The sequence below is a fragment of the Bradyrhizobium ottawaense genome (assembly GCF_900099825.1).
In the GTDB taxonomy this organism is placed as follows: domain Bacteria; phylum Pseudomonadota; class Alphaproteobacteria; order Rhizobiales; family Xanthobacteraceae; genus Bradyrhizobium; species Bradyrhizobium ottawaense_A.
In genome coordinates this window covers 6,622,127-6,645,444 of the sequence record NZ_LT629693.1, presented here as the reverse complement: position 1 = coordinate 6,645,444, position 23,318 = coordinate 6,622,127, and the positions used below count along the sequence as shown (strand labels likewise).

The 23,318-nt window shown below is 62.9% G+C and carries 25 protein-coding genes; 8 read left to right on the top strand and 17 right to left on the bottom strand.

The window, feature by feature from the left end; genetic code table 11:
* The first annotated feature begins 1 nt into the window (after position 1).
* Positions 2 to 754: a flagellar basal body L-ring protein FlgH gene (gene flgH, locus BLR13_RS31090; protein WP_074815772.1), complete on the top strand. Its 753-nt coding sequence runs from the start codon at positions 2 to 4 to the stop codon at positions 752 to 754.
* Positions 755 to 944: 190 nt separating this feature from the next.
* Here flgH and BLR13_RS31085 read toward each other — a convergent pair whose 3' ends face one another.
* From BLR13_RS31085 to BLR13_RS31075, 3 genes are all read right to left on the bottom strand, one after another.
* Entirely contained in the window at positions 945 to 1,265 is a 321-nt protein-coding gene (locus BLR13_RS31085) for a helix-turn-helix domain-containing protein (RefSeq protein WP_074815775.1), read from the bottom strand.
* On the bottom strand, positions 1,262 to 1,570 hold the full coding sequence (locus BLR13_RS31080) for a type II toxin-antitoxin system RelE/ParE family toxin (protein ID WP_349517337.1): 309 nt from the start codon (positions 1,568 to 1,570) through the stop codon (positions 1,262 to 1,264). The genes BLR13_RS31085 and BLR13_RS31080 overlap by 4 nt, the downstream gene beginning before the upstream one ends.
* Positions 1,571 to 1,928: 358 nt before the next feature.
* The gene (locus BLR13_RS31075; protein WP_074830899.1) at positions 1,929 to 2,186 is read right to left on the bottom strand and encodes a DUF3551 domain-containing protein; all 258 of its coding nucleotides are present in this window, start codon (positions 2,184 to 2,186) and stop codon (positions 1,929 to 1,931) included.
* A gap of 524 nt (positions 2,187 to 2,710) precedes the next feature.
* Here BLR13_RS31075 and BLR13_RS31070 point away from each other — a divergent pair.
* Positions 2,711 to 3,451 carry a carbonic anhydrase gene (locus BLR13_RS31070; RefSeq protein WP_074815777.1) on the top strand — a complete coding sequence of 247 codons (741 nt, stop codon included), beginning with the start codon at positions 2,711 to 2,713 and terminating at the stop codon, positions 3,449 to 3,451.
* A gap of 60 nt (positions 3,452 to 3,511) precedes the next feature.
* Here the strand turns inward: BLR13_RS31070 and BLR13_RS31065 are convergent, their stop codons facing one another.
* The 4 genes from BLR13_RS31065 to BLR13_RS31050 all read right to left on the bottom strand — a co-directional run bounded on the left by BLR13_RS31065 (position 3,512) and on the right by BLR13_RS31050 (position 6,610).
* Complete coding sequence (locus tag BLR13_RS31065; protein WP_074815780.1) at positions 3,512 to 4,324, bottom strand: hypothetical protein; 813 nt, start codon at positions 4,322 to 4,324, stop codon at positions 3,512 to 3,514.
* Positions 4,325 to 4,477: 153 nt separating this feature from the next.
* A complete protein-coding gene (locus BLR13_RS31060) occupies positions 4,478 to 5,263 on the bottom strand; it encodes a 2-keto-4-pentenoate hydratase (protein ID WP_074830901.1) in 786 nt (261 codons plus the stop codon).
* A 168-nt stretch (positions 5,264 to 5,431) separates the two neighbouring features.
* Positions 5,432 to 5,797 carry an RNA polymerase-binding protein DksA gene (gene dksA, locus BLR13_RS31055; RefSeq protein WP_171944916.1) on the bottom strand — a complete coding sequence of 122 codons (366 nt, stop codon included), beginning with the start codon at positions 5,795 to 5,797 and terminating at the stop codon, positions 5,432 to 5,434.
* Positions 5,798 to 5,998: 201 nt separating this feature from the next.
* Positions 5,999 to 6,610 (bottom strand): NAD(P)-dependent oxidoreductase, encoded by a 612-nt coding sequence (locus BLR13_RS31050; protein WP_074830902.1) that lies wholly within the window; start codon positions 6,608 to 6,610, stop codon positions 5,999 to 6,001.
* A 113-nt stretch (positions 6,611 to 6,723) separates the two neighbouring features.
* Here BLR13_RS31050 and BLR13_RS31045 point away from each other — a divergent pair, with 113 nt between their 5' ends.
* Positions 6,724 to 7,128 (top strand): winged helix-turn-helix transcriptional regulator, encoded by a 405-nt coding sequence (locus BLR13_RS31045; RefSeq protein WP_074815785.1) that lies wholly within the window; start codon positions 6,724 to 6,726, stop codon positions 7,126 to 7,128.
* Between the two features lie 162 nt (positions 7,129 to 7,290).
* Here BLR13_RS31045 and BLR13_RS31040 read toward each other — a convergent pair whose 3' ends face one another.
* Complete coding sequence (locus tag BLR13_RS31040) at positions 7,291 to 7,704, bottom strand: flagellar assembly protein FliX (RefSeq protein WP_074830904.1); 414 nt, start codon at positions 7,702 to 7,704, stop codon at positions 7,291 to 7,293.
* A gap of 265 nt (positions 7,705 to 7,969) precedes the next feature.
* Between BLR13_RS31040 and BLR13_RS31035 the strand changes: the two genes are divergently transcribed.
* The 4 genes from BLR13_RS31035 to BLR13_RS31020 all read left to right on the top strand — a co-directional run bounded on the left by BLR13_RS31035 (position 7,970) and on the right by BLR13_RS31020 (position 10,547).
* Positions 7,970 to 9,094, top strand: coding sequence for a flagellar basal body P-ring protein FlgI (locus BLR13_RS31035; protein WP_074815788.1), 1,125 nt, complete (start codon positions 7,970 to 7,972; stop codon positions 9,092 to 9,094).
* Positions 9,095 to 9,144: 50 nt separating this feature from the next.
* The gene (gene flgJ / locus BLR13_RS31030; protein ID WP_074830905.1) at positions 9,145 to 9,456 is read left to right on the top strand and encodes a flagellar assembly peptidoglycan hydrolase FlgJ; all 312 of its coding nucleotides are present in this window, start codon (positions 9,145 to 9,147) and stop codon (positions 9,454 to 9,456) included.
* A gap of 18 nt (positions 9,457 to 9,474) precedes the next feature.
* Positions 9,475 to 9,960, top strand: a complete 486-nt coding sequence (locus tag BLR13_RS31025; protein ID WP_074815792.1) for a hypothetical protein — start codon at positions 9,475 to 9,477, stop codon at positions 9,958 to 9,960.
* A gap of 182 nt (positions 9,961 to 10,142) precedes the next feature.
* A complete protein-coding gene (locus tag BLR13_RS31020; RefSeq protein WP_074815797.1) occupies positions 10,143 to 10,547 on the top strand; it encodes a hypothetical protein in 405 nt (134 codons plus the stop codon).
* Positions 10,548 to 10,624: 77 nt separating this feature from the next.
* Here BLR13_RS31020 and BLR13_RS31015 read toward each other — a convergent pair whose 3' ends face one another.
* The 3 genes from BLR13_RS31015 to BLR13_RS31005 all read right to left on the bottom strand — a co-directional run bounded on the left by BLR13_RS31015 (position 10,625) and on the right by BLR13_RS31005 (position 13,383).
* Positions 10,625 to 10,990 carry a hypothetical protein gene (locus BLR13_RS31015; protein ID WP_074815801.1) on the bottom strand — a complete coding sequence of 122 codons (366 nt, stop codon included), beginning with the start codon at positions 10,988 to 10,990 and terminating at the stop codon, positions 10,625 to 10,627.
* Between the two features lie 31 nt (positions 10,991 to 11,021).
* Positions 11,022 to 11,387 (bottom strand): flagellar biosynthesis regulator FlaF, encoded by a 366-nt coding sequence (flaF, locus tag BLR13_RS31010; protein WP_074815804.1) that lies wholly within the window; start codon positions 11,385 to 11,387, stop codon positions 11,022 to 11,024.
* 289 nt (positions 11,388 to 11,676) lie between these two features.
* Positions 11,677 to 13,383 carry a DUF1522 domain-containing protein gene (locus BLR13_RS31005; RefSeq protein WP_074815807.1) on the bottom strand — a complete coding sequence of 569 codons (1,707 nt, stop codon included), beginning with the start codon at positions 13,381 to 13,383 and terminating at the stop codon, positions 11,677 to 11,679.
* Between the two features lie 315 nt (positions 13,384 to 13,698).
* On the opposite strand from BLR13_RS31005, the gene flbT reads away from it, so the two are divergent.
* Positions 13,699 to 14,112 carry a flagellar biosynthesis repressor FlbT gene (gene flbT / locus BLR13_RS31000; protein WP_074815810.1) on the top strand — a complete coding sequence of 138 codons (414 nt, stop codon included), beginning with the start codon at positions 13,699 to 13,701 and terminating at the stop codon, positions 14,110 to 14,112.
* Positions 14,113 to 14,255: 143 nt separating this feature from the next.
* Here flbT and BLR13_RS30995 read toward each other — a convergent pair whose 3' ends face one another.
* The 6 genes from BLR13_RS30995 to flgK all read right to left on the bottom strand — a co-directional run bounded on the left by BLR13_RS30995 (position 14,256) and on the right by flgK (position 23,315).
* Complete coding sequence (locus BLR13_RS30995; RefSeq protein ID WP_079587555.1) at positions 14,256 to 15,794, bottom strand: pyridoxal phosphate-dependent decarboxylase family protein; 1,539 nt, start codon at positions 15,792 to 15,794, stop codon at positions 14,256 to 14,258.
* Complete coding sequence (locus tag BLR13_RS30990; protein ID WP_074830908.1) at positions 15,770 to 16,960, bottom strand: ATP-grasp domain-containing protein; 1,191 nt, start codon at positions 16,958 to 16,960, stop codon at positions 15,770 to 15,772. The genes BLR13_RS30995 and BLR13_RS30990 overlap by 25 nt, the downstream gene beginning before the upstream one ends.
* A 52-nt stretch (positions 16,961 to 17,012) precedes the next feature.
* Positions 17,013 to 18,674 (bottom strand): hypothetical protein, encoded by a 1,662-nt coding sequence (locus tag BLR13_RS30985; RefSeq protein WP_091977651.1) that lies wholly within the window; start codon positions 18,672 to 18,674, stop codon positions 17,013 to 17,015.
* A gap of 4 nt (positions 18,675 to 18,678) precedes the next feature.
* Complete coding sequence (locus tag BLR13_RS30980; RefSeq protein ID WP_074815815.1) at positions 18,679 to 19,458, bottom strand: hypothetical protein; 780 nt, start codon at positions 19,456 to 19,458, stop codon at positions 18,679 to 18,681.
* Positions 19,459 to 19,549: 91 nt separating this feature from the next.
* Positions 19,550 to 21,430, bottom strand: coding sequence for a flagellar protein (locus BLR13_RS30975; RefSeq protein ID WP_074815819.1), 1,881 nt, complete (start codon positions 21,428 to 21,430; stop codon positions 19,550 to 19,552).
* A gap of 10 nt (positions 21,431 to 21,440) precedes the next feature.
* Positions 21,441 to 23,315: a flagellar hook-associated protein FlgK gene (gene flgK, locus BLR13_RS30970; RefSeq protein WP_074815822.1), complete on the bottom strand. Its 1,875-nt coding sequence runs from the start codon at positions 23,313 to 23,315 to the stop codon at positions 21,441 to 21,443.
* Between the last annotated feature and the right edge of the window lie 3 nt (positions 23,316 to 23,318).

Here is a 23,318-nt window from a genome sequence, read left to right as displayed (position 1 = left end):
AATGTCTGTTTCCCGTATCAACCGCCTCATCCTGACCGGCGCGCTTCTCTCGCTGGCCGCCGCTGCCAGCGGTTGTTCCTCGATCGACCGCCTCTCCCAGATCGGCGAAAAGCCGAAGCTGACGGAGATCGAAAATCCGACCACGCAGCCCGGCTACAAGCCGGTGCAGATGCCGATGCCAAAACCGGAGCAGGCTTCCTACAATGCCAACTCGCTGTGGCGGAACGGCTCGCGCGCCTTCTTCAAGGACCAGCGCGCCGCGCGCATCGGCGATCTCCTGACCGTGACCGTCAACATCACTGACAAGGCCACCCTCTCCAACGAGACCCAGCGCAGCCGCACCAACAAAGAAGATTCGGGCGTCACCAACTTCATCGGCGCCCAGACCATCACGCAGGCGAATAAGATCCTGCCGGGCCGCATCCTGACCGCGGACTCGACGGCTTCCAGCGACGGCAAGGGTTCGGTCAACCGCCAGGAAGCGTTGCAGACCAACGTCGCCGCCGTGGTGACGCAGGTGCTGCCGAACGGCAACCTGGTGGTCGAAGGCAAGCAGGAGATCCGCGTCAACTTCGAAATCCGCGAACTGATCGTCGCCGGCATCGTGCGCCCGGAAGACATCCAGAGCGACAACACCATCGACTCCTCGAAGATCGCACAGGCCCGCATCGCCTATGGCGGCCGCGGCCAGATCAGCGACATCCAGCAACCCCGCTACGGCCAGCAGGTGATGGACGTGTTGCTGCCGTTCTGAGAATTCCGTTTCAAGAGCTCCCACACCTCGTTGCGAACCTAGGCGCGACGAAGTGTTCCAACGCGGCCTCCGTCAGCTCCCCTGACGGAGGCCGCGGTCGTTTTGAGGGATAGCGGATCGAATTAGGCACCTAGAAGCGCAGACTAGTCATATTTGAGGATTCTAGGGACAACGCCTTTGGCCTCCCCTACTACGCCGCAATCGCACGCGAAGACGCGCGCCGCGGCTTTTGACGCACGACGACGTCCACCTTGTAGTCCAACCGATCCAGACAGCGGACCAGACGATCGATCGAGAATTTGCCGACACGGCCGGTGACAAGGGCGGAAACATCGGGCTGCTTGAGCCCCAGCACGGCGGCCGCCTTGGTCTGGGTTAGCTTCCGGCGCTTGATGATGGCGCGGATCTCGCGAACCAGCTTCGCCTTGAGAAGCTCTTCTTCCGGATTGGCAAAACCCAAATCGGCAAAGACGTTGCCGCTACTCGCGGTCACTTTCTTCGCGGTGCTCATGTCTTGCTTCCTTTTCCATAGTTCTCCCGGTAATGGGCCTCGGCCGTTTTGAGCCGCGCCTTGATTACCTCGATCTCGCGCCTTGGCGTTTCGATCCCCTTCTTCGACTTCTTCTGGAAGGCATGAAGGACATAGACCACGGCGGCAAAGCGAACGGTGTAGACGGCACGGTAGGTATCGCCGTCTTCGTCATCGACCACTTCGAGCACACTTCGACCGCCAAACCCCTTCAAGGCGTTGGCCCGCGGATGCTCATCGCCGTTCTGCGCGTCGTTGATCGCAGCCCATGACGCGACGAACTTCATCCGGGAAAGCCCGCAGGTCGTGCCGGGAGGATCCAATCCAAATCGCGGGCTTCTGTGCGATCATTACCGGCAATATAGCAGTATTGCTATAAACCGGTCTATAGCAATTTATCCAATTGCCGACGGGAAAATCAGCCGGGCGGATTAGCGAAGCGTAATCCGCCGCCCCTTCGACGGCAAAGCGGCGGGTTACGCCTTCGGCTACCCCGCCGTACACGCTGCCGTTCCGATCAAGCCCCTAAGAACTCCCACACCTCGTTGCGAACCTAGGCGCGACGAAGTGTTCCAACGCGGCCCTCGTCAGCTCCCCTGACGAGGGCCGCGGTCGTTTTAGGTTTGGCGCGTCGCGGCGGCGATGTCAGTGCGAACGGTGACGCGGGTGGTTTCGATCGACGATCTGAGCGTAGACATTGAGGTAACGATTGGGTGCACAAGTGGCCGTTCGGCCCGAAGCACTCGCTTGGCACTGGGCGTAACTTGAGAAGGTGCACTCGCCGGCCCCGCCGGCGAATTCATCACCCTGGATGCAATATTGATAATCCTGCGCTGCGGCAGGCGCCAGGCCAATGACGAAAATCGTCACGGAAGTCGCGAGAGCAAGAAATACGGTACGCATTTTTCCCTCCTGCGTTGAAGCCTCCCGCTCTGTTGGTAGGTCCGGTGCAGGCATTACAGGGTGAGCTAGTTCACATCGCGGGCCTCACTGTTAGGTGATCGCGTGATCTGAGATGCCCGACGGGGCAAATCACCCCAGATATTGGTCAAGCCCTCGGTGTAAAAATATTCTGCTTTTGCCGTTGGCCAAATCAGGGGTTTAACTCCTGTGCGCATTTTTTGATGCACATGCACGCGAGACCGCGGGTGCAGCACGCACCCGGTCTTCCCCGCGCCCTCTGTCTTTCGAGGGCACGGTTTTCTTGCAAAACTCCGGGCGCATCGCGCCGCGAGAATGCGAAGTTGTATCTATCCATCGTCATGCCGGGATGGTCCGAAGGACCAGACCTCAGATGCGCAATTGCGCATCGTAGTTCGATGCTGCGCATCGCCCCGGAATGACAGCCCGGATTGCTTCACGCAGCGCCCGGTGACATAAACTTGAACTTGCTGTGCGGTGATTTTTCTTCTTCCAGGAGAATTGCGATGTGCCACCTCTGCGATACCGGTGAAGCCATTCACTCGAGGCAACCAACGCGCCGGCGCTTCCTGACGCTCGCGGGCGGCGTCGCCGCCGGTCTGGCGTTTGCGCCCAATGCCTTCGCCAAGGATACAAAGCCGCCGCCAAAGCCGCAGAACGCGATCTCGCCGGACGCGGCGCTGGAGCGGTTGATGAAGGGCAAAGCCCGCTATGTCGACGGTGTCTCGCGCCGGCACGATTTCAAGCACGAGCGCGAGGCACTGGTCGGCGGCCAAAATCCCTTTGCCAGCATTCTGAGCTGCGCGGATTCCCGCATCGCGCCCGAATACGCCTTCGACAGCAGCCGCGGCGACCTGTTCGTCTGCCGCGTCGCCGGCAATTTCGCCAATGACGACACGGTGGCGAGCCTGGAATATTCGGTCGCGGTGCTCAACTCACCGCTCGTTCTGGTGCTCGGCCATGAAAGCTGCGGCGCGGTCGATGCAACGATCAAGTCGCTCAAGGACAATACCACCCTGCCCGGCCATCTGCCTTCGCTGGTCGCGGCGCTGGCGCCGGCGGTGAAGGCGGTCGCGGACCAGCCCGGCGACAAGCTCGCCAACGCGACGCGTCGGAACGTGATCGACACGATTGCAAAACTGAAGGCGGCGACGCCGATCCTGAGCGCCGCGGTTGACAAGGGAACGCTGAAAATCGTCGGCGGTGTCTACCGCCTCGGCGACGGCAAGGTCGAGATGGTTGGCTAGAGCTTCGTAGCCCGGATGAGCGAAGCGACATCCGGGCTACAAGGACGGCCGCGCGCTGAATTATTCCGGCGTCCCGCGCCGGATCAACGCGCAGAGCCCGGTCATGCGGGCGATCGGATGTTCGACGAACAGGCGGCAGGATGCCAGCGCACCCTTGAGCGTGTCCGGCGGCGTCGCGGGTTTCAGGTGCGACGCGAGCACCGCGCCATGGGCGTGGCCGAGCGTGCGGGTCGAAAGCGTCAGCGCGTTCAGCCGCCCGTCTTGTTGCAGCGGCGCCAGCATGGTGCGCACCAGCGCCAGATAGGATGGCCAATACGCCAGATGCCGGTACATGCTTGCAATCAGTTGCGGTTCGGTGTCCTCGCCAAAACCGTTCAACTCCTCGACCAGAACAGCCGCTTCGGGATCCAGCGCGTCCATCGGCGGCAGCTCGGGAATTTTGATGCCCGATGGTTTCGGCGCCATGGCCGCCGGCGTCACGGCATCGGCCGGCCGCGGCTCGTAATGCGCCAGCAGCGCGGAGAGCACCACGAGCGCCAGCGCGTTGGTATACTGATAGCTGTCGAGCACGTTGCGAATGATGCCCTGGTCGGATTCATCGATGCCGGCGGCGAGCAGCGTGTCGGCGGAAAAATCCGGCCAGTCCGGCAGCGCGATGCTGCGCCTGACAGCTTCGGCATGAAGCGGCGCGGCGCCGAGATAAAGCGGGCGCACCGTCGACCACGTCCATGACAGCGCGCCCGGCATGGTCGCGAGATTGCGCCAAATCAGGTTGACCACGCTGGTGCCGAGCACCTTGCGGATATCGGCATAGATTTCGGCCGTCTCGCCTTTGGCGTCGGTCTCAAGGATCGATGGAACGCTCTCGGCCATCACACTCACTTGGTTGGAAATTGCAGGGTGGGCAAAGGCGCACTTGGCGCCGTGCCCACCATCTATCGACATTGTGGCGGGGAATGGTGGGCACGCTTCCGCCTTCGCTTGTTGAGCTACGGCGGACAAGCCGCTTTGCCCACCCTACGAAACCTAATTGAAACTTGCTTCCACCTTGCCCAGTCCGTCCAGCTCCATCACCACGGCATCGCCGGCATTGAGCCACACGGTCTTGACCAGACTGCCGGTCAGCACGATCTGGCCCGCGTGCAATCCCTTGCCCGCGGCGGCGAGATGATTGGCGAGCCAGGCCAGCGCGTTGTGCGGGTGCCCGAGCACGTCGGCGCCGGTGCCACGGCCAACTTCCTTGCCGTTGATCATGGCGCGGCCGGTGACCTTGAGCAGGTCGGGCGCGTCGAAACGCGAAACCGGCGCGCCGAGCACGCAGCCGGCGGCGAAGAAATCGTCCGCGACCAGCGTCGGCGCTCCCGCCGTCTCCCATTTGACGTAGCGGTCGTCGACGATCTCGATCGCGGGGTAATAGGCCTCGATCGCCTCCATCACCCATTCGGCCGTGAACGGCGCTTCGGTCGGCAGCACGTTGCGCGCGAGCCTTACCGCAATCTCGCATTCGACACCGACGCGCACGTAATCGCGAAAGCGCAACGACGCGCCGTTGTTGTGCACACCCTTGGCGAACACGCCGCCGCTGCAGGGATAAGGGATGTCGAGATATCGCTGCATCACCGGGCTGGTGCAGCCGATCTTGTAACCGACCAGGGCTCCGACCTGCGGCAGCAGCAGGGCGTGCAGCGCGCGCTGAACCCGGTAGCCTTCGGCCTCGTCGCCGGGCGCGATATCAGGCGGAAGCGCCGCCAGCGGCGCGCGGCTGCGGCGGGCGGTGGCGATGATCTTTGCGGCCGCGAGAATTTTGTCCATCGGCGGCGGCTTTCTCTGTTTCCCGAACAGGCCGGCATCACCAACCGGCCTCATCCTGAGGAGCGGCCGCTTGGCCGCGTCTCGAAGGATGCTGTGGCGGCGCTGCCTCATGGTTCGAGACGCGCGTGCCGCGCTCCTCACCATGAGGAGCGTGCGGCAGTCAAAACCCTATTCGTCGCGATAAACCTTCTCGCGCTTCTCGTGGCGTTCCTGCGCTTCCACCGACAGCGTTGCGATCGGGCGGGCTTCGAGCCGCTTCAGCGAAATCGGTTCGCCGGTCTCCTCGCAATAGCCGTAGCTGTTGTCCTCGATGCGCTGCAGCGCCGCGTCGATCTTGGAGATCAGCTTGCGCTGGCGGTCGCGGGCGCGCAGTTCGATGGCGCGGTCGGTTTCGGAAGAGGCGCGATCAGCCAGATCGGGATGATTGACGTTCTCTTCCTGGAGGGTTTGCAGGGTGACCTTCGATTCCCTCAGGATCTCATCCTTCCACGCCAGCAGCTTCGCGCGAAAGTAATCGCGCTGGCGGTCGTTCATGAAAGGCTCTTTTTCGGTAGGTCGATAGTTCTTCAACTTTTCCAAGGCCAGCCCATCTTCACGTGCAAGGCGGGACGGAAAAGTATCCGTCCGCGCGCGCCTTATATAGCGGCGGGTTGTGACAGACAATATCGTCCATCCCCGGGGAGAGCCCGCCCCCAAGGCATTGCACAGGCAAAACTACCGGGGCGGCCAGCCCATTTAATAGCCAACCGTGAAACGCCGCCGGATATGGGCCGGGCGCTCGATTTCGTCGGCGAGTGCAACTGCGAAGTCCTCGAAGGAAATCCAGCTTTTCCCGTCTTCCGCGGTCAAAAGCTGGTCCGTTCCGAGGCGGAACTTGCCGGTCCGCTGGCCGGCCGTGAACAGGGCCGAGGGCGACAGAAAGGTCCAGTTCAGTTCCTTTTCGCCCCGGAGCAGGTCGAGGAAGGCGCCCCCCTTCTCGGCCTCGGCCTTGTAGGCCGCGGGAAAACGGGGGGTTGTCACCAACCGGACGCCGGGCGCCACCTCAAGGCTGCCGGCGCCGCCGACCACGAGGTAGCGGCCGACTTTCGAAGCCTTGGCCGCCCCGATCAGCCTCACCGGGTCGCTGGCCGTAAAATGGACCGAGCTGATCGCGGCGTCATGGCCGGCGATCAGGCGCGCGAGCCCGGCCTGGTCCAGCACATCGCCCTCGACGGCGGTGACATTGGCCTGGGCCGCGATCCTGCCTGGGTTGCGGGCGATGGCGGTGACGGCGTGGCCGCGGCGGGCGAGTTCGGCTGATATGCGCGAACCGGCGTTGCCGGATGCGCCGATGACGGCGATTTTCACGGGGGTCTCCATTGGCGTGGCGGATGTGGTATCCTATGGTAACTAGATAGCGAAAAGTATGTAGGTGTTAAGAGAGCACTTTGGGGTCACCTGATTACGCCGGAGTAACCGCCGTGAAAGCTGCAACCGTGAAAACCATCACCGCCCGGGCCGCCAACGCCTATTCGGCCGATTGCCCGACGCGCCAGATACTGGATCGCGTCGGCGACAAATGGGCGGTCCTCATCCTGCTTCTCGTGCGGCACGAGCCGATGCGTTTCAATGCGTTACGCCGCACTATTGAAGGCATCTCGCAGAAGATGCTCAGCCAGGTGTTGAAGTCGCTGGAGCGCGACGGGCTGATCAAGCGCCGCGCCATCGCCACCGTGCCTGTCACGGTGGAGTATTCGATCACGCCGCTCGGCGCGACGCTCGCCAATGCCGTCGATCCCTTGCGCGACTGGGCCGAACAAAATCTGAAGGAGGTGCTGAGTGCGCAGCGCCGCTACGACGCACAGCGCAAGCCGATCGCGGCTTAGTGCACCGCTGTCATGCCCCGCTTCAAGCGGGGCATCCAGTACGCCGCGACCTATCGGTAAAACGCGGACGTCGCTGGAATACTGGATTGCCCGGAGCGCAGACAAGTTTACGTAGTCTGCGCAAGGCAGACTACTATGCCGGGCAATGACATAGGGAGGAGCTTAGAACTGACCAGCCTTGGCCAGTTCGACTTCGACGCGGAGCTCGATTTCGGACAACACCGAATCGAGACCGGGATCGCCGGAGGAAGACTTCAGGTTGGCGGCGGCATCGCGCAGCCGGTTGACGGTCGAGGCATCGAGATTGCCGGAGAGCAGCCCGAGCTTGAGGTCGTCGAGCACGTCGAGCGCACCCCTGCCCCGCGCCACCGAACGCTTGCGGCGCTCGGTCGGATCCTCGACGCCCTGCATCGCGAGCAGCGCATCGATGCTGCCGGCGGCCTTCGGTGCCGAGGCGGAGCGCGGCTCCTCCGGTGCGGCCGGCGTCTCCGGCAGCGAAAAGCCGGTCGAGCTGGTTCGCCGCGTCTGGCTCGCGGGCGCTCCAAGCGTGGTGCCGTTCGGTCCGTAGATGCGCATCGTCGTGATCTCGCCCGGGAGAAGTGAGCGCAGCATCGCCCCGCCATGGTTAACGATGCGTAAACGACCCGGCAAAATCTGCCGCCGGCGGCAGTTTCGCCATCGCTCGGGCACCGCTCCCGCCCGGCGCGCTCAAACAATTCCTATTGTTATCAACGCATTAAGTGCATCGCGCCGCGTGGCACCGATCTCGCATAGTTAATGGCGGATCACCGTCATGGGAGTGGCGCTGCGGTCCGGTTGAAGACCTCGAGGGGAGCACAGGATGCCCGGCATCCGTTCGGCAAGAGTAATCTGGGTGGCCTGCGCCGCGCTACTGGCGCTGGTGCTGTCGCCCGTATCCGCGGGCGCGACCTCGCGGATCAAGGATCTCGCCAACATCGAAGGCGTGCGACAGAACCAGTTGATCGGTTACGGCCTCGTCGTCGGCCTCAACGGCACCGGCGACACGCTGAACAACATCCCCTTCACCAAGCAATCGCTGCAGGCGATGCTCGAACGCATGGGCGTCAACATCCGCGGCGCCACCATCCGCACCGGCAACGTCGCCGCCGTGATGGTCACCGGCAATCTGCCGGCGTTCGGCACCCAGGGCACGCGGATGGACGTTACCGTCTCCGCGCTCGGCGACGCCAAGAACCTGACCGGCGGCACGCTGCTGGTCACGCCCCTGCTCGGCGCCGACGGCAACGTCTATGCGGTGGCGCAGGGTTCGCTCGCGATCTCCGGATTCGCGGCCGAAGGCGCCGCCGCCAGCGTCACCCGCGGCGTGCCGACCGTCGGCCGCATCGCCAACGGCGCCATCATCGAACGCGAGATCGAGTTCGCGCTCAACCGTCTGCCCAACGTCCGGCTGGCGCTGCGCAACGCCGACTTCACCACCGCCAAGCGCATCGCGGCCGCGGTCAACGACTTCGTCGGCGTCAAGACCGCCGAGCCGATCGATCCCTCCACCGTGCAGTTGTCGATCCCCGCCGAATTCAAGGGCAACGTCGTCGCCTTCCTGACCGAGATCGAGCAGTTGCAGGTCGAGCCGGATCTCGCCGCCAAGATCGTGATCGACGAACGCTCCGGCATCATCGTGATGGGCCGCGACGTCCGCGTCGCCACCGTGGCGGTGGCGCAGGGCAACCTCACCGTGACGATTTCGGAAAGCCCGCAGGTCAGTCAGCCCAATCCGCTATCACGCGGCCGGACGGTGGTGACGCCGCGCACCGGCGTCAGCGTCACCGAGGACGGCAAGAAATTCGCGGTCGTGAAAGACGGCGTCTCGCTGCAGCAGCTGGTCGACGGCCTCAACGGTCTCGGCATCGGCCCGCGCGACCTGATCGGCATCCTGCAGGCGATCAAGGCCGCCGGCGCGATCCAGGCCGACATCGAGGTGATGTGATGCAGCAGAGCCTGATCAACAGCACCACCGGCAGCATCCCCACCAGGGCGATGATGCCTCTCTTCAAGGGCCGCCCGGATCCGGCGTTCACCGAGGCGCTGGCGAAAGTGTCGCCGCAGGCGCAGGCCAAGGCCAAGGCGACGGCAACCGACTTCGAAGCGATGTTCCTCAACTCGATGTTCTCGCAGATGACCACCGGCGTCAAAGGCGACGGCCCGTTCGGCGATACGCCCGGCACCGGAGTCTGGCGCTCGATGCTGACCGAACAATATTCGAAATCCTTCGCCAAGGCCGGCGGCGTCGGAATATCGGATGACGTCTATCGCACGCTGATCATGCAGCAAGCCAATCGCGCCGCCTAACCCAACGGGGAACCCGACATGAATCAGCGTCCTCAGGCAAGACCCGCGCAGGCCGCGGCGATTTCCACTCCGGTCGAAGCCCGCAAGCTCGCTGAAAACCTGATGGAAGTGATGAGCGCGCTGCTCGGCGTCATCGAGCGCGAGACCGAACTGGTCCGCGCCGGCAAGCTGCACGAAGCCATGCAGCTCGAAGCGCAGAAGAACGAGCAGTCTCGCCGTTATACGCTCGCGGTCGAGCACCTGAAGAACTCGCAGGCCTATCTGTCGCAGGTATCGCCGGAATTGCTGACCACGCTGCGGCGCCATCACGACACCTTCCGCGCGATGCTGCAGATCAATCTCACCGTGCTCGCGACCGCGCATGCGGTTTCCGAAGGAATCGTGCGCGGCGTCAGCACCGAGATTCAGCGCCGCAGCATGCCGAACACCTATACGGCTTCCGGACAGCGCACCTCGCCGGGCCCGCGCAACCACACGCCGCTCTCGGTCAGCCGCTCGCTCTGAACGTTGCGGGCGCGCGCGGCCCCGGCGCAACGCGCCGGGAATGCATCAATTTTTCAATAAATCAGCGCATTCGCATCAGAACCTCATTCAGCGCGTTCCCTAACTCCATGTTGAGAGGTGACGAGATATATTGCGGATGACGAGGGGTTGGGATTTGACTCGCAGCAAGCCAGGAGGCTGCCATGAGTACAGATTTCAACATCAGACCGGTGGGGGCACCGGTTGCAGCGCCGATCGCTCAGCCCGTGAGCGGTGCGGCGCAAAATGCGGTTGCGACCGTACTGCCGGCGAGCCAGAGCGTCGCGGCGGTCGACGCCAGCTCGCGCACGGGCAACGAATCCGATGCCGTGCAGGTATCGATTTCGAACGCTGCGGCGTCGAATGCTGCGGCTGCTTCGGTGACGAACCAGGTGGTGATCGATCGCGATGCCGCTACCGTCGTCTACCAGGTCGTCGATGTCAGGACGAGTCAAGTGGTAGAGCAGTTTCCCGACGAAGCGGTGCTGCGCCGCCGCGCCTATTTCCACACGCTCGACCTGACCAAGGACGCGCCGACGCGGCTTCGCGCGACTGACCGCAGGGCCTGAGCCGGCCGGTCTTCGAACTGAAAATCCAAATAGAAACGTTGCCAGGCGCGCGCGGGCGAGTTCGCCCGACGATCCGCTCAGGACGTAAGCGCTGCGTAGGCCTGGTCGAGAAAGGTCTGTCCGCTGGACGGGTCGGTGACGACGTTCTTGATCAGCGCCTTCTTGCTTCCCGTGAGTGTAAACTTGGTATCGCCGACGCGGAACCCACCGTCCTTGATCAGCACGTCCTGATATTTGCTGGTGCCCTCGCTCTGATAGTGCACCTTGGCGCGAAAGCCCGTGACGTTCGAGACCGTGATCTTGAACGTCTTTTTGTTGGCGTATGTTCCGGTCCAGCCGCCCGAATAAAGCGCCGGATCGACCGCCACATAGGCGGTCTTGGACGGTACGGTCAGTCCGACCGTCTTGTAGTTGGCCGCGATGGTGGCGAACAGATCGGCCATGAGCTATTGCTCCTTCACCGCCAACTAGCCATCAGCCGCGGCCGGAAAGGCCTGCCGCGAGATTGCAGTTGATGGCGATCAGCGGCTTCAATTTTGCCGGGTCCGGATTCATTTGCATATCGACCGTCTGCTTCATCACGAACACGCCGATATTGGCGATGTTCTGGCGCACCTCGATCGGCTGCGGATTCTCGTCGGTCTGCGCCGCGCTCATGAAAATCGACCACAGGCGGCGATTGAACAGCAGCGCGGTGTCGAGAGCCTTGCCGGGACCGGCCCAGTTGGTTTGGACTTCCTGGAGCTGTCGTGCGGCCTTCAGCAACGCCTGCGCTTCGATTTCTCGGGGAGACGACGTCGTCTGGGACGTACGCGCGTAGGCTTGGGCTGCGTTGGACATTCACTAACCTCGATGGGACGGTCCGCGGACCATGGGCGTTGAAGCTGCTCAACTTTCATACAGATCGTGCCTTTAAATATGGTTAGCGCCGGTTACCAATTGTGTCGACAAGCCGGCAGAAATCCATATTTCAATCACCATGCCCGCCATCGGTTCTCGGGGAATTAAGATCGCGACGCAAATTCTTCGCATGATGCGGTTTCTTCACGCGGAGGGCTTCATTCCGCGCGTGAAAAGAAAAACGGCGGGGGTTCCCCCACCGCCGTGATCGATGAAGTCGTAGCCGGGCTCAGCGGAGCAGCTGCAGTACGCTCTGCTGCGACTGGTTGGCCAGCGCCAGCGCGGACACCGCGATCGACTGACGGGTCGACAGCGCCTGGCTGTTCGCCGCTTCCTCGTTGGTGTCGGCCAGCGTCAGGTTCGACGAGCCGGTCTGCAGCACGTTGATCAGGTTCTTCGAGAAGTCCTGACGGATCTGCACGATCGACAGGTTCGAACCCAGCGAGGACGCTTCGGATCGGAGCGTGTCCGAAGCGCTGCTGAGCTGGCTCAAAATCTTGTTCGTGACGTTGCTGTCAATGAAATCTGTACCGACCGTCAGGTTGGCAAGGCCAAGACCCGCCGCGTCAAAGGTCGTGCCCGTGATGTTCAGCGTCGACTTGCCGGTCTCGTTGAACACCAGCTTGAGCGAGTCGCCATTCAGGAGGTTGACGCCATTGAACGACGCATCCTTCGAGGTCGTGGTGATCTGCGACAGGATATTATTGAACTGACCAACCAGATTGGCGCGGGTGGCTTGAGCAGCCGGATCTTGCACGGGAGCCGAGGCCGACTTGCCGGCAAACAGACCGGTGCTGCCGGTGAGAGAGCCAATCTGAAGCGAAGCGTTGTCGTTGTTCGCCTGGATCGTCAGCGTACCGGCGGCATCCACCGTGGCCTGCAGGTTGTTGGTGGCCAGTACGGCGTTCAGACCGTTGAGGTCCTTGACCTGGCCGGCGCCGGTGCCGAACGTGATCGACGTTGCCGTGCCGGTGCCGACAGCCGCGATGTCGAGAACCGCTCCGATGGCGAGGTTCGAATTCGACGACGGCGTGCGCGCCAGGGTCGTGGTCGCGCCGCCGGTGCCGATGCCGAGCGACGCCAGCAGGTTCGCATTGCTCGAGCTGATCGCAAGGTCGGCGGCGGTACCGGTCGAGATCACGAGCTTGCCGGCGGTGACCGTGGCGGCGGTGCCGGTGGCGGGGACGGAGGCGGCGATGGTGGCCGAGCCCGCCGAGATCGTAGCCGTCTGCACGCCGGTGGCAAGGTCAACCGCGGTAAGGAGGTCGCTGACCTTGCCCGCACCCGCATTGAGATAGACCGACGAGTTGCCGAAACCGTCGGTGACGACGTTGCCGCTGACGCCGGAGCCAGCGGTGACACCGGCAGGGAGCGGAGGCGCACCGGTCTTGAAGGTGATGGTGTGGCCATCGACCGTCAACGTGTCGCCGTTGGCGATCGTCGCTGAAATCGAGGTAGAGGCAGCGGTGAAGGTCAGCGAGCCGGTAGAGGCCAAAGCGGCGGCGTTCGCGTCGGTCGCTGCCACGCCGGTCAGGGTCGCGGAGGTGTAGGAGTTGCCGCCGAACAGGTTGGTGGCGGTTGCACCCGCGCCGAGCGAAACCGAGAAGCTCGACTTGCTCGAATAGCCGACCTGCGTCTGCAATGCCTGGTTGGCGACGGACTTGGCGCTGTCGACCAGCTTCTGCAGCGAGGTGATGCCGGTGTTGGCGGCCTGCAGCACCTGCACGCCGTTGCCGATACCATCGAGCAGGTTGTTGATGTCGCTGGCGCGGCTATCGAGCTTCGCCGCGGTGAAGAAGTTGGTCGGGTTATCGAGAGCCGTGTTGACCTTCTTGCCGGTGGAGAGACGGTTCTGCGTGGTCGCCAACAAGTCGGCGGTCGACTGTAGAGAGAGAAGGTTCTGACGAACCGAAGCCGAGAGAACAATACCAGACATGTTTCATACCTTTCTGGTGTGAAATTAAGGACGAGCCACTATCCCAATCTCTCGATCGGGCGACGCCTAACTCTGGAACCAAGTCTCTAAGAAAAAATGAATGCGAGCGATTAAGCCGCTCAGAAAGAGAATGAATTTGCAATTAATGCGCGGAACGGCCGCATCCTCCGTATTCCTACGGTGCCAATGCGACCAAGCCGCGCCGTACAAGCACTAATCGTGCATTCACCATTGGTTAACCATCATCATAAAGGATGCGATTCTGCCGGCGGGCATCGACCAATCGCGCGAAAAGCCCTCAAACGGAGAACAGGCATGGCCTTGAAAGTCGAGCTCAAGCCGCATGAGCGAATCATTATCGGCGCCTGCGTGGTCACCAACACCGACCAGCGGGCCAGGCTCCTGATCGACGGCGACCGGATTCCGATTTTGCGCGAAAAGGATATCCTGACGCCGGAAACCGCCGACACCCCGGCCAAGCTGGTCTATCTCGCCGTGCAGTTGATGTATCTGTCGCCTGACCCGATGAACCACCACCCGACCTATTTCAGCCTGGTGCGCGACATCCTGACCGCAATGCCGAGTGCATGGCCCTTCATCGAGGGCATCAATAATTACATTCTCAACGGCGATCTCTATCACGCGCTGAAAGAAGCGAAGAAACTGATAGTCCACGAAGAGGCACTCATCGACCGTGCGAAGCGCCTGCAGGCTGGCGACGCCGCCTAACGCGCCCGTCTGACAGAAGAGAGCGTTTTCCAGCGAAGTGGGAACCGGTTCGCGTCAAGAAAACGCGTCAAATCAAAATCTAGAGCGCCGTTCCAATTCTATTGGAACGGGGCTCTAGCGCAACCGTCCAGGCTCCCGATCGCCTATAGCGCCAACGGCGGCGACGGCACGATGTCGAGCACCGGCTCGTCTCCGCCAGACGTTCGCCTCGCGCCATATTCGAGTACGGCCTGGATCAGGGCGTCGATGTCGCAGGTATCGGTGCGATGGTTGACGATCGCCGCACGTATTGCGAGCTCTCCGTTCAGCAGCGTCGTCGACGGAGCCGCGATGCCGGACTCCTGAATGTCCATGACGATATCGCCATTGACGCGACTGGCGTCGGCACATCGATAGCGGAAGCAGACGATATTGAGCTGCACCGGGGCAAGCAACTCGAGCCGCGGCTCCGCCAGGATTCGGGTTTCCAGATACCCCGCAAGCGCGCAGGTCCGGGTGATGACGGCTCCAAGTTTCTCCGTGCCGTAGGTCTTCAGGGTGAACCATGTCTTGAGGGCCCTGAAGCCCCGCGACAGATCCGGGCCAAGGTCGCAAGGCCAGATCGAGTTGGCCGCGAGCCCGCGCGTCTCGCGCCGCAGATACGCCGCCGGAGCGGCGAACGTCTGCCGATGCTGCTCGCCGTCGCGCACAATCAGGAAGCCCGCGTCATAGGGCACCTGTCCCCATTTGTGGAAATCAAACGCGATCGAATCGGCGCATTCGAGCCCGGCCAGCCGCGGCGCCAGCGTCGATGAGAGAATCCCGAGCGCGCCATAGGCGCCATCCACGTGAAACCAAAGCCCCTCCTCGCGGCACAACGCGCTGAGCGCGGCCAAATCGTCGATCGCGCCGATATCGACCGTGCCGGCAGAGCCGACGACGAGAAAGGGTTTCAGGCCGGCCGCGCGATCCGACGCGATCCGGATGCGCAACGCGGCCACATCGATGCGGTGCGCGCTGTCGACTTCAACACATCGCAACGCGTCAGTGCCAAATCCCGCCAGATCCATCGCCTGACTGATGCAGCCGTGCGCGGCCACGGACGTATAGGCAACCAGCGACGCGCCGTCATCCTCGATCCCCCGTTGCCGCACGGACGAACCCAACGTCGCCGTTCGCGCCACCAGCACCGCCATCAAATTCGCCATCGACGTGCCGGTTACAAAGACTCCGCTCGCCTCCGCCGGAAAACCGAACATCTCCCGCGTCCACTCGACAATCTGGCGCTCCACGGCAATCGGGATGTGATCGCGCCCGCCAAGATTGGCATTCAAGCCGGCCGCCAGCATCTCCGCCAGCATTCCGACTGCCGATCCGCCGCCATGCACCCACCCCATGAAGCCCGGATGGACGTTGCCCGTCGTGTAGGGAAGTACGAAATCGACAAACTCCCGATAGACGTCACCGAGATCGGAAGATTCGCGCGGAAGCTCGGCGCGAAACCGAGCGCGAGCCTCATCCGGTATCGGCTGCCAGACCGGCCGCGCGCGAATATTGGCGGCATAGTCGATCATGTCATCGAGCATGCGATGACCCTGCGCGCGGATCTCGTCCCAATTTTTCGGATCGAGCGTCTCGCTCGATTCGGACTGCAGGCTGCGACCGCGCAACGTCTTGGTCACGCCGCCCGCTCCCGGCCACATCGCGCGCGGCGCTCCAGCATCGCCGCGAATGCATCGAATATCTTGTGCATCTGAGGCGACTTGTACGGAAAGACGCTTGGCGGATCCATGTTGTGCACGACGGCCGTGTTGTCGGCTTCGAAGATCAGCAGCGATCCATCGGCGGTCTCCGCACAATCGATCATAAAATATTCGAGACCGACGCGTTCGACGAGCGCTGCAAGTACCGTCTGGTGACGACGGGCGAATCCGATATCGAACGTGTGCATGAATGTCTCTTCCTCGAGACGCTTGCTTGCACTCGCGGTCATTCCCGCGTTGAGATACCAGATGTCCCATCGCTCGGCGATCGCCATGTGGCAGGCGTAAGCGCGACCATCGACGAACACGACCCGGTATTTCCGAAACAGGCCATCCTCGTCGGAGTAATCGACAAAGCGCGAGATGAAGAATTCCTGCTCCTGCCTCTCCGAAAGGTAGCGTTCCAACGCGGCGCCATCGTCGATCTTGGCAAGCCCGACCCCGGCATGCGAGCCACGCGGCCTGACGACGATCGGAAAGGCGAGTTCGGTTGCGATCCCCGCGAGCACCCCGGCCGAGCGCGACACCTCCTGCAGCTGCCCACGAGCGACGGCGATCGTTGCCGGGATGACCAGCCCTTCGATATCGGCAAGCAGACGGTAAAGCTTGTCCCGGTCCAGATTGCAGACCTGCCGCGGGATATTGAGCAACGGCCGCGGCCAGCGCACCGCGGCCCGATCGATCTGGTCGAGCGCGGCCCGGCAATCCTCCGAGTCCGAGGCGATCACAATCGCGACGTCATGATCGGGCAACGGTACCGGCAGTTCGAATTCCGGGATCACATACAGGATCATGAGATCGATGCCGGACTGTTCAAGCAGGAATTCGATCGGCGTGTTGCTGCCCATGTCGGTGGCTGCAGCGAGCGCAAGAACCCTCAATCGGGGCTGCTTTGCCACGCACGGCGAGCGAAACAGCCGTTGGGACTTGAGCACGTCCTGCTGGATCGCAAGGCCCGTCTGCTTGTCGCCGAGCAGTTGCGCGATCAGCGACAGGTCAAGCCCCTCGCCCGCATCGGCCGTGCCGTCAATGAGCCTGGCGATCAGGTCGCGCCACATCGGGCGCAAGTCCCCGCCGTCGAATGCCAGCTTGGCCAGCCTGGCCATGCCGATCCTGTCCGCGCATTCCGGTTCGGCGACGGCGAGCGGTTCGTAAAAATCAGGATGCATGCGGAGTCTCCATCACGTTCAAGCCGTCCAGATGCGCAAGCAGCCACTCGATCTTTGAAACGATTGCGCCGACATGGCCGAGTTCGCGCTGCAAATTGTCATGAGCCGTATCCAGGTCGAGCGACCACGTCTCGGTGACGAGGCGTGCGCTTGCCGAGATGCGAAGCGCCGCGACCGGACCCTGCTCGACCTCGTTCAAGGCGACGGGTTGGCCGATAAGACAAGGCTTCGCTGCGATTTCCGGCGCACATCCGCGCCCGCTCGCCGAGACCGCATCCAGCGCATCGCGTGCAAGCCCACGATATATCTTCCTGCAATCAGACGGCGACAAAAGCCGATCGCCACGCCTGATCGCAAACGGAAAGATCGTCGTCTGAGCCAGTTCCTCGTCGTCAGCGCCGGCGCCTTCCGGCTTTTGCTGCGGCGGCAACGGGCGAAGCAATGGCGACGACGCGATGATCCGCTCCACGCCTGTGCGAAACGTCGTGAGAGCCAGCAGGCGAAATTCGTCGGGCACGCTGTAGTATGCGCGGATTTCCTCGAGTGCCGCCTCCCAGCGAAGCCATTGGCCGAAATTGATACGGACCGGAAAGCGCGCGCGCAGGGCCGACCACTGCATCGGCCAGTCGCTGCGGCTGCTATATTCACGGAGCCCCGATGCAATCGCGGGAACCGCATCGAGCGCTTTCGAGAGGACCGCAGGTACCAGCAGTGCACCGCTAAAGGGAGGGCCGGCGAAAAACTTTGAGCCGGTAACGATCACCAGATAACCACGATCGAGATATTTTCGCAGCCGCGGACGACCGAGACGCATTTGGCAGGCATCGACGACGACCTGGACCTGTTGGGGCCAGCGTACCGATATCTCCTCGAGGCACGCCTCGCTTGGAGCGCGCCAGCCCAGCTTCGATGAATCCATGACTTGAAAAAGAACGTTGCTGCCGCTCGCAACCAACTTTTCGATCGCAGAGAGAACGCGTGAATCGGTCTCGGTCTGCGGGCGGAAATCACCGCCATCATCGAACAGCGGCAGTGCGACGCTTGCGACCGAATGAGCCAATCCGGCAATGGGCTCTCCCTTTCGAACCCGAACTCCGTTCGCAGTCGCGGTCCTGAAATGATGGCCGCGCGCGGTGTCTGCGGTTCCGCTTCCGGTTTGATCGGCAGCCACGATGACGGTCGTTAGCGCAGGACCGCGCAGCGCCCGGGTCAGAAACAGCGCATGAAGCTGGGCGTCGGTGCCCGAGGGCGCGAAAATGACGTCGGCCCGCGTTCCGGATATTCCGAGATGAGCTTTCAATTCGTCGCGCATGGCTTCGATGCGGGCTTCGAATGCTCCGTCGATACCGATGGCGATCGCCGACCGCATCAGGGAGTCCCGCGCGTCCGCCGCACGCGCATAGGCTCGCGCCGATATCGAAGTCGCCGTGCTTGAGGCAAAGCTCAGCGTGCCCGGACAAGGAAACGGCTGGCAGCCATATTCGTTGGCGCCGCTCGTCGGGTCGATGTCGAGCCGCGGATCGCCGCCGCCGCGAAGCAGACCGTCCAGCGGCCCGAACAGCTCGGCCATAGCGGCAGCCGAACGGGATCGATCCTGAGAGATCGGCGCCTCGACCGCCTGCAACCGAAGCGAGGCGCTCAGCGTCGACATGTTTTCACGCCGCATCCGCCTCGCTCGCGGGCTCGGCAAATTGCGAGGAGACATCGCCGCGGAATACCGATGGACCGACGTGATCGAGGCGGCTCTCCAGATCTGCCCAGATCTCGCCGCCGATGTCGGTCCAGCGTTTGCAGAAGGCGAAATCCTCGCTGAGGTATGTCCCGGTCGCCGGATCTATCATGCATTCGAACAGCGCGAAGCGGTTGGGACTTCCCGCCAGCGCATCGACCGAGTGTTCGCGGAAGAACTGCAGCGGCGCGTAGGCCGGATGCTCGCACATCCTTTCGAACACATGGCGCCTGATCATCAGGAAGCCCGTCCCGGCGTAACGCACGCGCGTGAAGCCGTTGACGACGACGACCTGTTCGGGATCGTCGATCTCCAGCACATAGTCGAGCGCCGACGAAGCCACGTTCGGCCGGTTCGACTCCAGCATGCGCTTCGCTTTGTCCCAGTTGATGCGCTTGATGGGGTAGAGGCCGGCCACCACGTCGGCGCCGGATTCGATCAGCCGGAACACCTGGTCGGGCGTAAACCCGATATCAGCATCCACGAACAGGAAATGGGTGGCGGCGGGGTCGTCGAGGAACATCGTCATCAGGTTGGCCCGCGCGCGCGTGATCAGCGCATCGCCATCGCGCAGCAGGACCTTGAGATCGATGTTGGTTTTCGAACGCAGCACCCGCTGCAACTGGAAGATCGAACTGGCATAGATGCTGGAAACCTGTCCGCCGAAGCAGGGCGTGGCTACCACCAGGTGAACTTGATCGGTCATCAACGGCTCCGAGCGGCGGACGCACGCCGCAATCCTCAACTAACAGTAAATAAGCGTGGTTAACGAAAACCTAACGGCCCGCCCCGTAGGACTACCCCACCGGCAGATACTTCACGAGGCTCATTTGGGAGAGCATCGACGTGGTCTGGTAGGAAGCCTGCAGGCTGGTCTGAAGCGCCAGAAGCTGGCTCGCCACCTGGTCCGGAGAAATCGTCTCGGTCTGGTCGACGACGCTCTGCAACATTGCCTTGGCCTGCTTTTGCCGCGCCGTGGCATCGCTCATCGTGGCCTGCGCCGTTGCCAGATCAGTCTGGATATCCTGGATCGTCTGCTTTCCCGGCTGCGCGGTGAGCGCTTGCGTGATCCGCTGGCTCAGCGCCGATACTTGCGCCGCACCATTCGGGTTCGTCGTCGAAGTCGTCACCGCGGAGAACACCGCCAGCGCCTGAAGCTGCGAACGAATCGCCGGCTCGTCGGCCTGGATTCCATATTCAACCTTCACCGAGGCATCGACCCGCGCGGTCGCCGACGCGCGCGCGGTAGCGGTCGGTCCGGGGTTGCCGGTGTACCAGGTGACCGTGTTCGCCGGCGTGCCGCTGACCAGCGATGTCGCGGAGCCCAGCGGCGAACCACCCACCCGCAACGGCGGCACGGTCGCGGTCGCGGTCGCGCTGAAGCCGAGCGCAGCGAACGCGGCCGTATTCGAACTGGAGACCGACAGGCTCGCAGCGTTGTCGGTGTGCAACGCGATCACGCCGCCGCTGACGGTCGACGGCGTGGAAGTGCCGGTGATCGAATCGATTTTCGTCAGCAGGGTCTGGACGCTGTCGGTGATATTGAGCTGGTTGCCGGTGGCACCCGACGCGACAAAGGTGATCGGCGTGCCATTGACGGTGATGGTGTTACCGGCCGCGAAGCTCGGGCCCAGCGAGTCGGTGCCCACGGCGCCAGACAGCAAGGTGGCGCCGGTGATGGGCGCTGGTATCTGGTTGTTGGCCACGCTACCCGTCGCCGTTCCCGTCGTATTGAAAAAATCATTGCCGGCCTGCATCGCCGACGCCGCCACCAGCGACGTATTGGCCAACGTGCCGATCGCGGTATTCAAAGCCGCATTGAGATTGGCGGCCGTCGCCGTCGTGCTGACGCCGATGGCGAAACTGCCGGCCGGCGGCGGCGTCGCGCTGGAGGCCGTCAGCGCAATCGATCCCTGCGTTCCGTCAGGCAGATTGAACGTGAAGCTGACCTTGTCGCCATTGTTGGGGTTGGTGGCACCGAGGTCGATCGAAATACCCGAGGGCGATCCGGACGGGCCGGTCACCGTCGCGCCGGTCAGCGACGACGAGATCGAACTCAGCTTCAGACCGAACGGCGAGCCGGCGACATCTTCCGCGACCTTCACCGACGTCGGCGTCGGCGACGTGATGACGAGACGGCCGAGCCCGGTGGTGCCGATGTCGGCCTGATTGCGCTCGGCGATCACCTGCTTCAATCCGGCCTGCGTCGTCGTCCCGTTCATGATGTCGTCCATCGACGCCACCGACGGGGTGGTGACGGCCGTGCCGGAAAACAGAAAGCGGTCCCCGGCCTGGGTATTGAGAATTCCGAGCATCGAGGAAAGCTGCGAAGTCGCGGTTTGCTGGGCGATGCTCTGGCCGGCGGTGTTCAGCGTCTGCGAGGAACTGTTCGCACTGTTCTGGATCGTCTTGCCAATGTCGTTCATCGCCTGCAGCACGGTGTTGGCAACGCCGATGTTGGTGTTGATGATGGACATCGTGTCGGTGAACGCGGAAATCCCCGAGAGCTGCGACCGCGCCGCGATGGCGAAGCCTTCGTTGACGCCCATGCCCGCATAGGTCGTCGACTTGTTTCCGGTCGTGAGCTGGGACTGCAGAACCGTCATCTGGTTCTTCAGGGCCTGAACCGACTGGTTCAGGATCAAGGAGCCGGCGTAGCTAAGCGAGTTGATTGCCATATCGTTCGCCTTATACCTGTGCCTGCAGCAAGGTGTTCATCATGCTCTGGACCACCGACATCACGTGGGCATTGGCGGCGTAGGAATTCTGCAGCGCAATCAGGTTCGCCATCTCGGTGTCGATGTTGACGCCGGAGGTGGACTGCATCTTCTGCTTCAACGTGTTGACGACGACGTCCTGGCCCTGCTGAAGCTGGGTCGCGGTGGTGGACGCGTTGCTCTGCTGGCTGAGGAACTGCTGCATGTAGCTGCTCAGCGTGCCCTTGAAGGGCGATGCCGGCGTGCCAAGCCCCGTCGCGGAAGAGTAGCTGAATGTTCCGGATGTCAGCTGGTTGTAGAGAAAATCGGAACGCGTAGTGTCGCCGGCCTGGGTCGCCGGCGACGTGTTGTAAACCGACAGCTTCGAGGGATCGCTGAGAACGGCGGCGTTGACCGTGATGCGCCCCGCCAGCCCGACGAACTGCGTGCCGGCCGAGGAGATCGAGCCGGTATAGGGCGAGGCGCCGTCGGTGAACAACGGCAGTTGCGGGCTTCCGTTCGCCAGCGACGTCGCCGTCTTGGTGACCGAAGCCGCATTGACGGTGGTCGCGGCCGCACCGTTGTCGACGACGCGCAGCGTCGACCCGGACGGATTGGAGAACTGAAGATTGGCGCTGCCGAGCGCCGCGTTCAGTTGCGTTACGATCGACGCCATTCCGCCCGAAAAATTGATGCCGATCCGCTGCGGATTGGCACCGGTGGCGTTTGACAGCGGCAGCACGGTCGGATCGTCGACGCGAACGATCGAGACCTGATGCTGGGTGTTGGTCGCGGCGTCGGTGTAAGTGAGATTGACGGTGTTGCCCGGCAACACGTTCGACAGGTCGAGATCGAAACCGGCCTTTGGCGCAAGCGCCGCCGGCGCCGCGGTGCCGGCCGTGGTCTGATCCGACAGTGCACTCGCCATCGATGCAGCCAACTGGTCGACCTGCGTCTGCGCCTGCACCAGCGTGGTGTCGCGCAGCGTCAGGTCTGCCGCGATCTGCCCGGATTTGAACGAATTGGACGCGATCATGTCGATCGTCGAACCGTTTGCCAGCTTGCAGGAGATGGTGCCCGCCGAGGACTGGGCCGGATTGGCATTCCATTGCGAATTCGCGCTCAGCGTGCCCTGCGAATTGAAGGTCAGTTGCGAGGCCTGCAGGCCGACGAGTTCGACGCCGTTGGACGTGTAGATCGTGGTCTGGTTGCTGCCGTTGGTGGAAACGCGAACGTCCATCAGTTTCGACAACTGGTCGATCGCGCTGTCGCGCTGATCCATCAGGTTCGCGGCAGCGGGATCGTTCGTGGTCATGCTCTGGAGCTGGGTGTTGAGCTGCGCGATCTGGTTCATCGCCGCATTGGCCTGCCCGACCGAGATGTTGAGGTCCTGCTCCATATTGGAACGCAGGGTCTGGATGCCTTGCGTCGTGGCGTTGAGCTGCTGCGCCAGCGACTGCGCGGCCCGCGCGGCCGAGATCTGCGTCGACGCGCTGCCCGAGGTCGTCGACAGCGACTGCAGCGCCGTGGTGAAATTCGAGAACGCGGTTTCGAGCGAGCCGGCGGCGCCGGGCGTTCCGTAAACCGATTGCAACTGGGTCAGCACGCTCGCCGTCTGGTCGGCATAGGCGCCGCCGGAAGTCTCGGAACGCAGTTGCGACTGCACGAACTGGTCGAGCGAACGGTTGACGCCGGTGACCCGGACGCTTGAGCCCACGTCGCCGGTTGCTTCCGCGACCTGATTGACGGTGCGGGAGACGTAACCGGGCGTCTGCGCGTTGCCGACATTCGACGATACGATCGAGAGCGCTGCCTGGTTGGCACGCAGCGCCGTCATTGCCGTGGCGAGAGAGGAACCCAAACTCATGTT

Coding starts and splice junctions, on each gene's coding strand:
- dksA (WP_171944916.1), bottom strand. CDS start 5,797: ATGAACGACCGCCAGCGCGATTACTTTCGCGCGAAGCTGCTGGCGTGG.
- BLR13_RS30975 (WP_074815819.1), bottom strand. CDS start 21,430: ATGGCAATCAACTCGCTTAGCTACGCCGGCTCCTTGATCCTGAACCAG.
- BLR13_RS31060 (WP_074830901.1), bottom strand. CDS start 5,263: ATGGACAAAATTCTCGCGGCCGCAAAGATCATCGCCACCGCCCGCCGC.
- flgH (WP_074815772.1), top strand. CDS start 2: ATGTCTGTTTCCCGTATCAACCGCCTCATCCTGACCGGCGCGCTTCTC.
- BLR13_RS31085 (WP_074815775.1), bottom strand. CDS start 1,265: ATGAGCACCGCGAAGAAAGTGACCGCGAGTAGCGGCAACGTCTTTGCC.
- flgK (WP_074815822.1), bottom strand. CDS start 23,315: ATGAGTTTGGGTTCCTCTCTCGCCACGGCAATGACGGCGCTGCGTGCC.
- BLR13_RS31065 (WP_074815780.1), bottom strand. CDS start 4,324: ATGGCCGAGAGCGTTCCATCGATCCTTGAGACCGACGCCAAAGGCGAG.
- BLR13_RS30985 (WP_091977651.1), bottom strand. CDS start 18,674: ATGTCGACGCTGAGCGCCTCGCTTCGGTTGCAGGCGGTCGAGGCGCCG.
- flbT (WP_074815810.1), top strand. CDS start 13,699: ATGGCCTTGAAAGTCGAGCTCAAGCCGCATGAGCGAATCATTATCGGC.
- BLR13_RS31020 (WP_074815797.1), top strand. CDS start 10,143: ATGAGTACAGATTTCAACATCAGACCGGTGGGGGCACCGGTTGCAGCG.
- BLR13_RS31015 (WP_074815801.1), bottom strand. CDS start 10,990: ATGGCCGATCTGTTCGCCACCATCGCGGCCAACTACAAGACGGTCGGA.
- BLR13_RS31080 (WP_349517337.1), bottom strand. CDS start 1,570: ATGAAGTTCGTCGCGTCATGGGCTGCGATCAACGACGCGCAGAACGGC.
- BLR13_RS31005 (WP_074815807.1), bottom strand. CDS start 13,383: ATGTCTGGTATTGTTCTCTCGGCTTCGGTTCGTCAGAACCTTCTCTCT.
- BLR13_RS30990 (WP_074830908.1), bottom strand. CDS start 16,960: ATGGCCAGGCTGGCCAAGCTGGCATTCGACGGCGGGGACTTGCGCCCG.
- BLR13_RS30980 (WP_074815815.1), bottom strand. CDS start 19,458: ATGACCGATCAAGTTCACCTGGTGGTAGCCACGCCCTGCTTCGGCGGA.
- BLR13_RS31025 (WP_074815792.1), top strand. CDS start 9,475: ATGAATCAGCGTCCTCAGGCAAGACCCGCGCAGGCCGCGGCGATTTCC.
- BLR13_RS31075 (WP_074830899.1), bottom strand. CDS start 2,186: ATGCGTACCGTATTTCTTGCTCTCGCGACTTCCGTGACGATTTTCGTC.
- BLR13_RS31035 (WP_074815788.1), top strand. CDS start 7,970: ATGCCCGGCATCCGTTCGGCAAGAGTAATCTGGGTGGCCTGCGCCGCG.
- BLR13_RS31040 (WP_074830904.1), bottom strand. CDS start 7,704: ATGCGCATCTACGGACCGAACGGCACCACGCTTGGAGCGCCCGCGAGC.
- BLR13_RS31070 (WP_074815777.1), top strand. CDS start 2,711: ATGTGCCACCTCTGCGATACCGGTGAAGCCATTCACTCGAGGCAACCA.
- BLR13_RS30995 (WP_079587555.1), bottom strand. CDS start 15,794: ATGTGGCCGGGAGCGGGCGGCGTGACCAAGACGTTGCGCGGTCGCAGC.
- flgJ (WP_074830905.1), top strand. CDS start 9,145: ATGATGCCTCTCTTCAAGGGCCGCCCGGATCCGGCGTTCACCGAGGCG.
- flaF (WP_074815804.1), bottom strand. CDS start 11,387: ATGTCCAACGCAGCCCAAGCCTACGCGCGTACGTCCCAGACGACGTCG.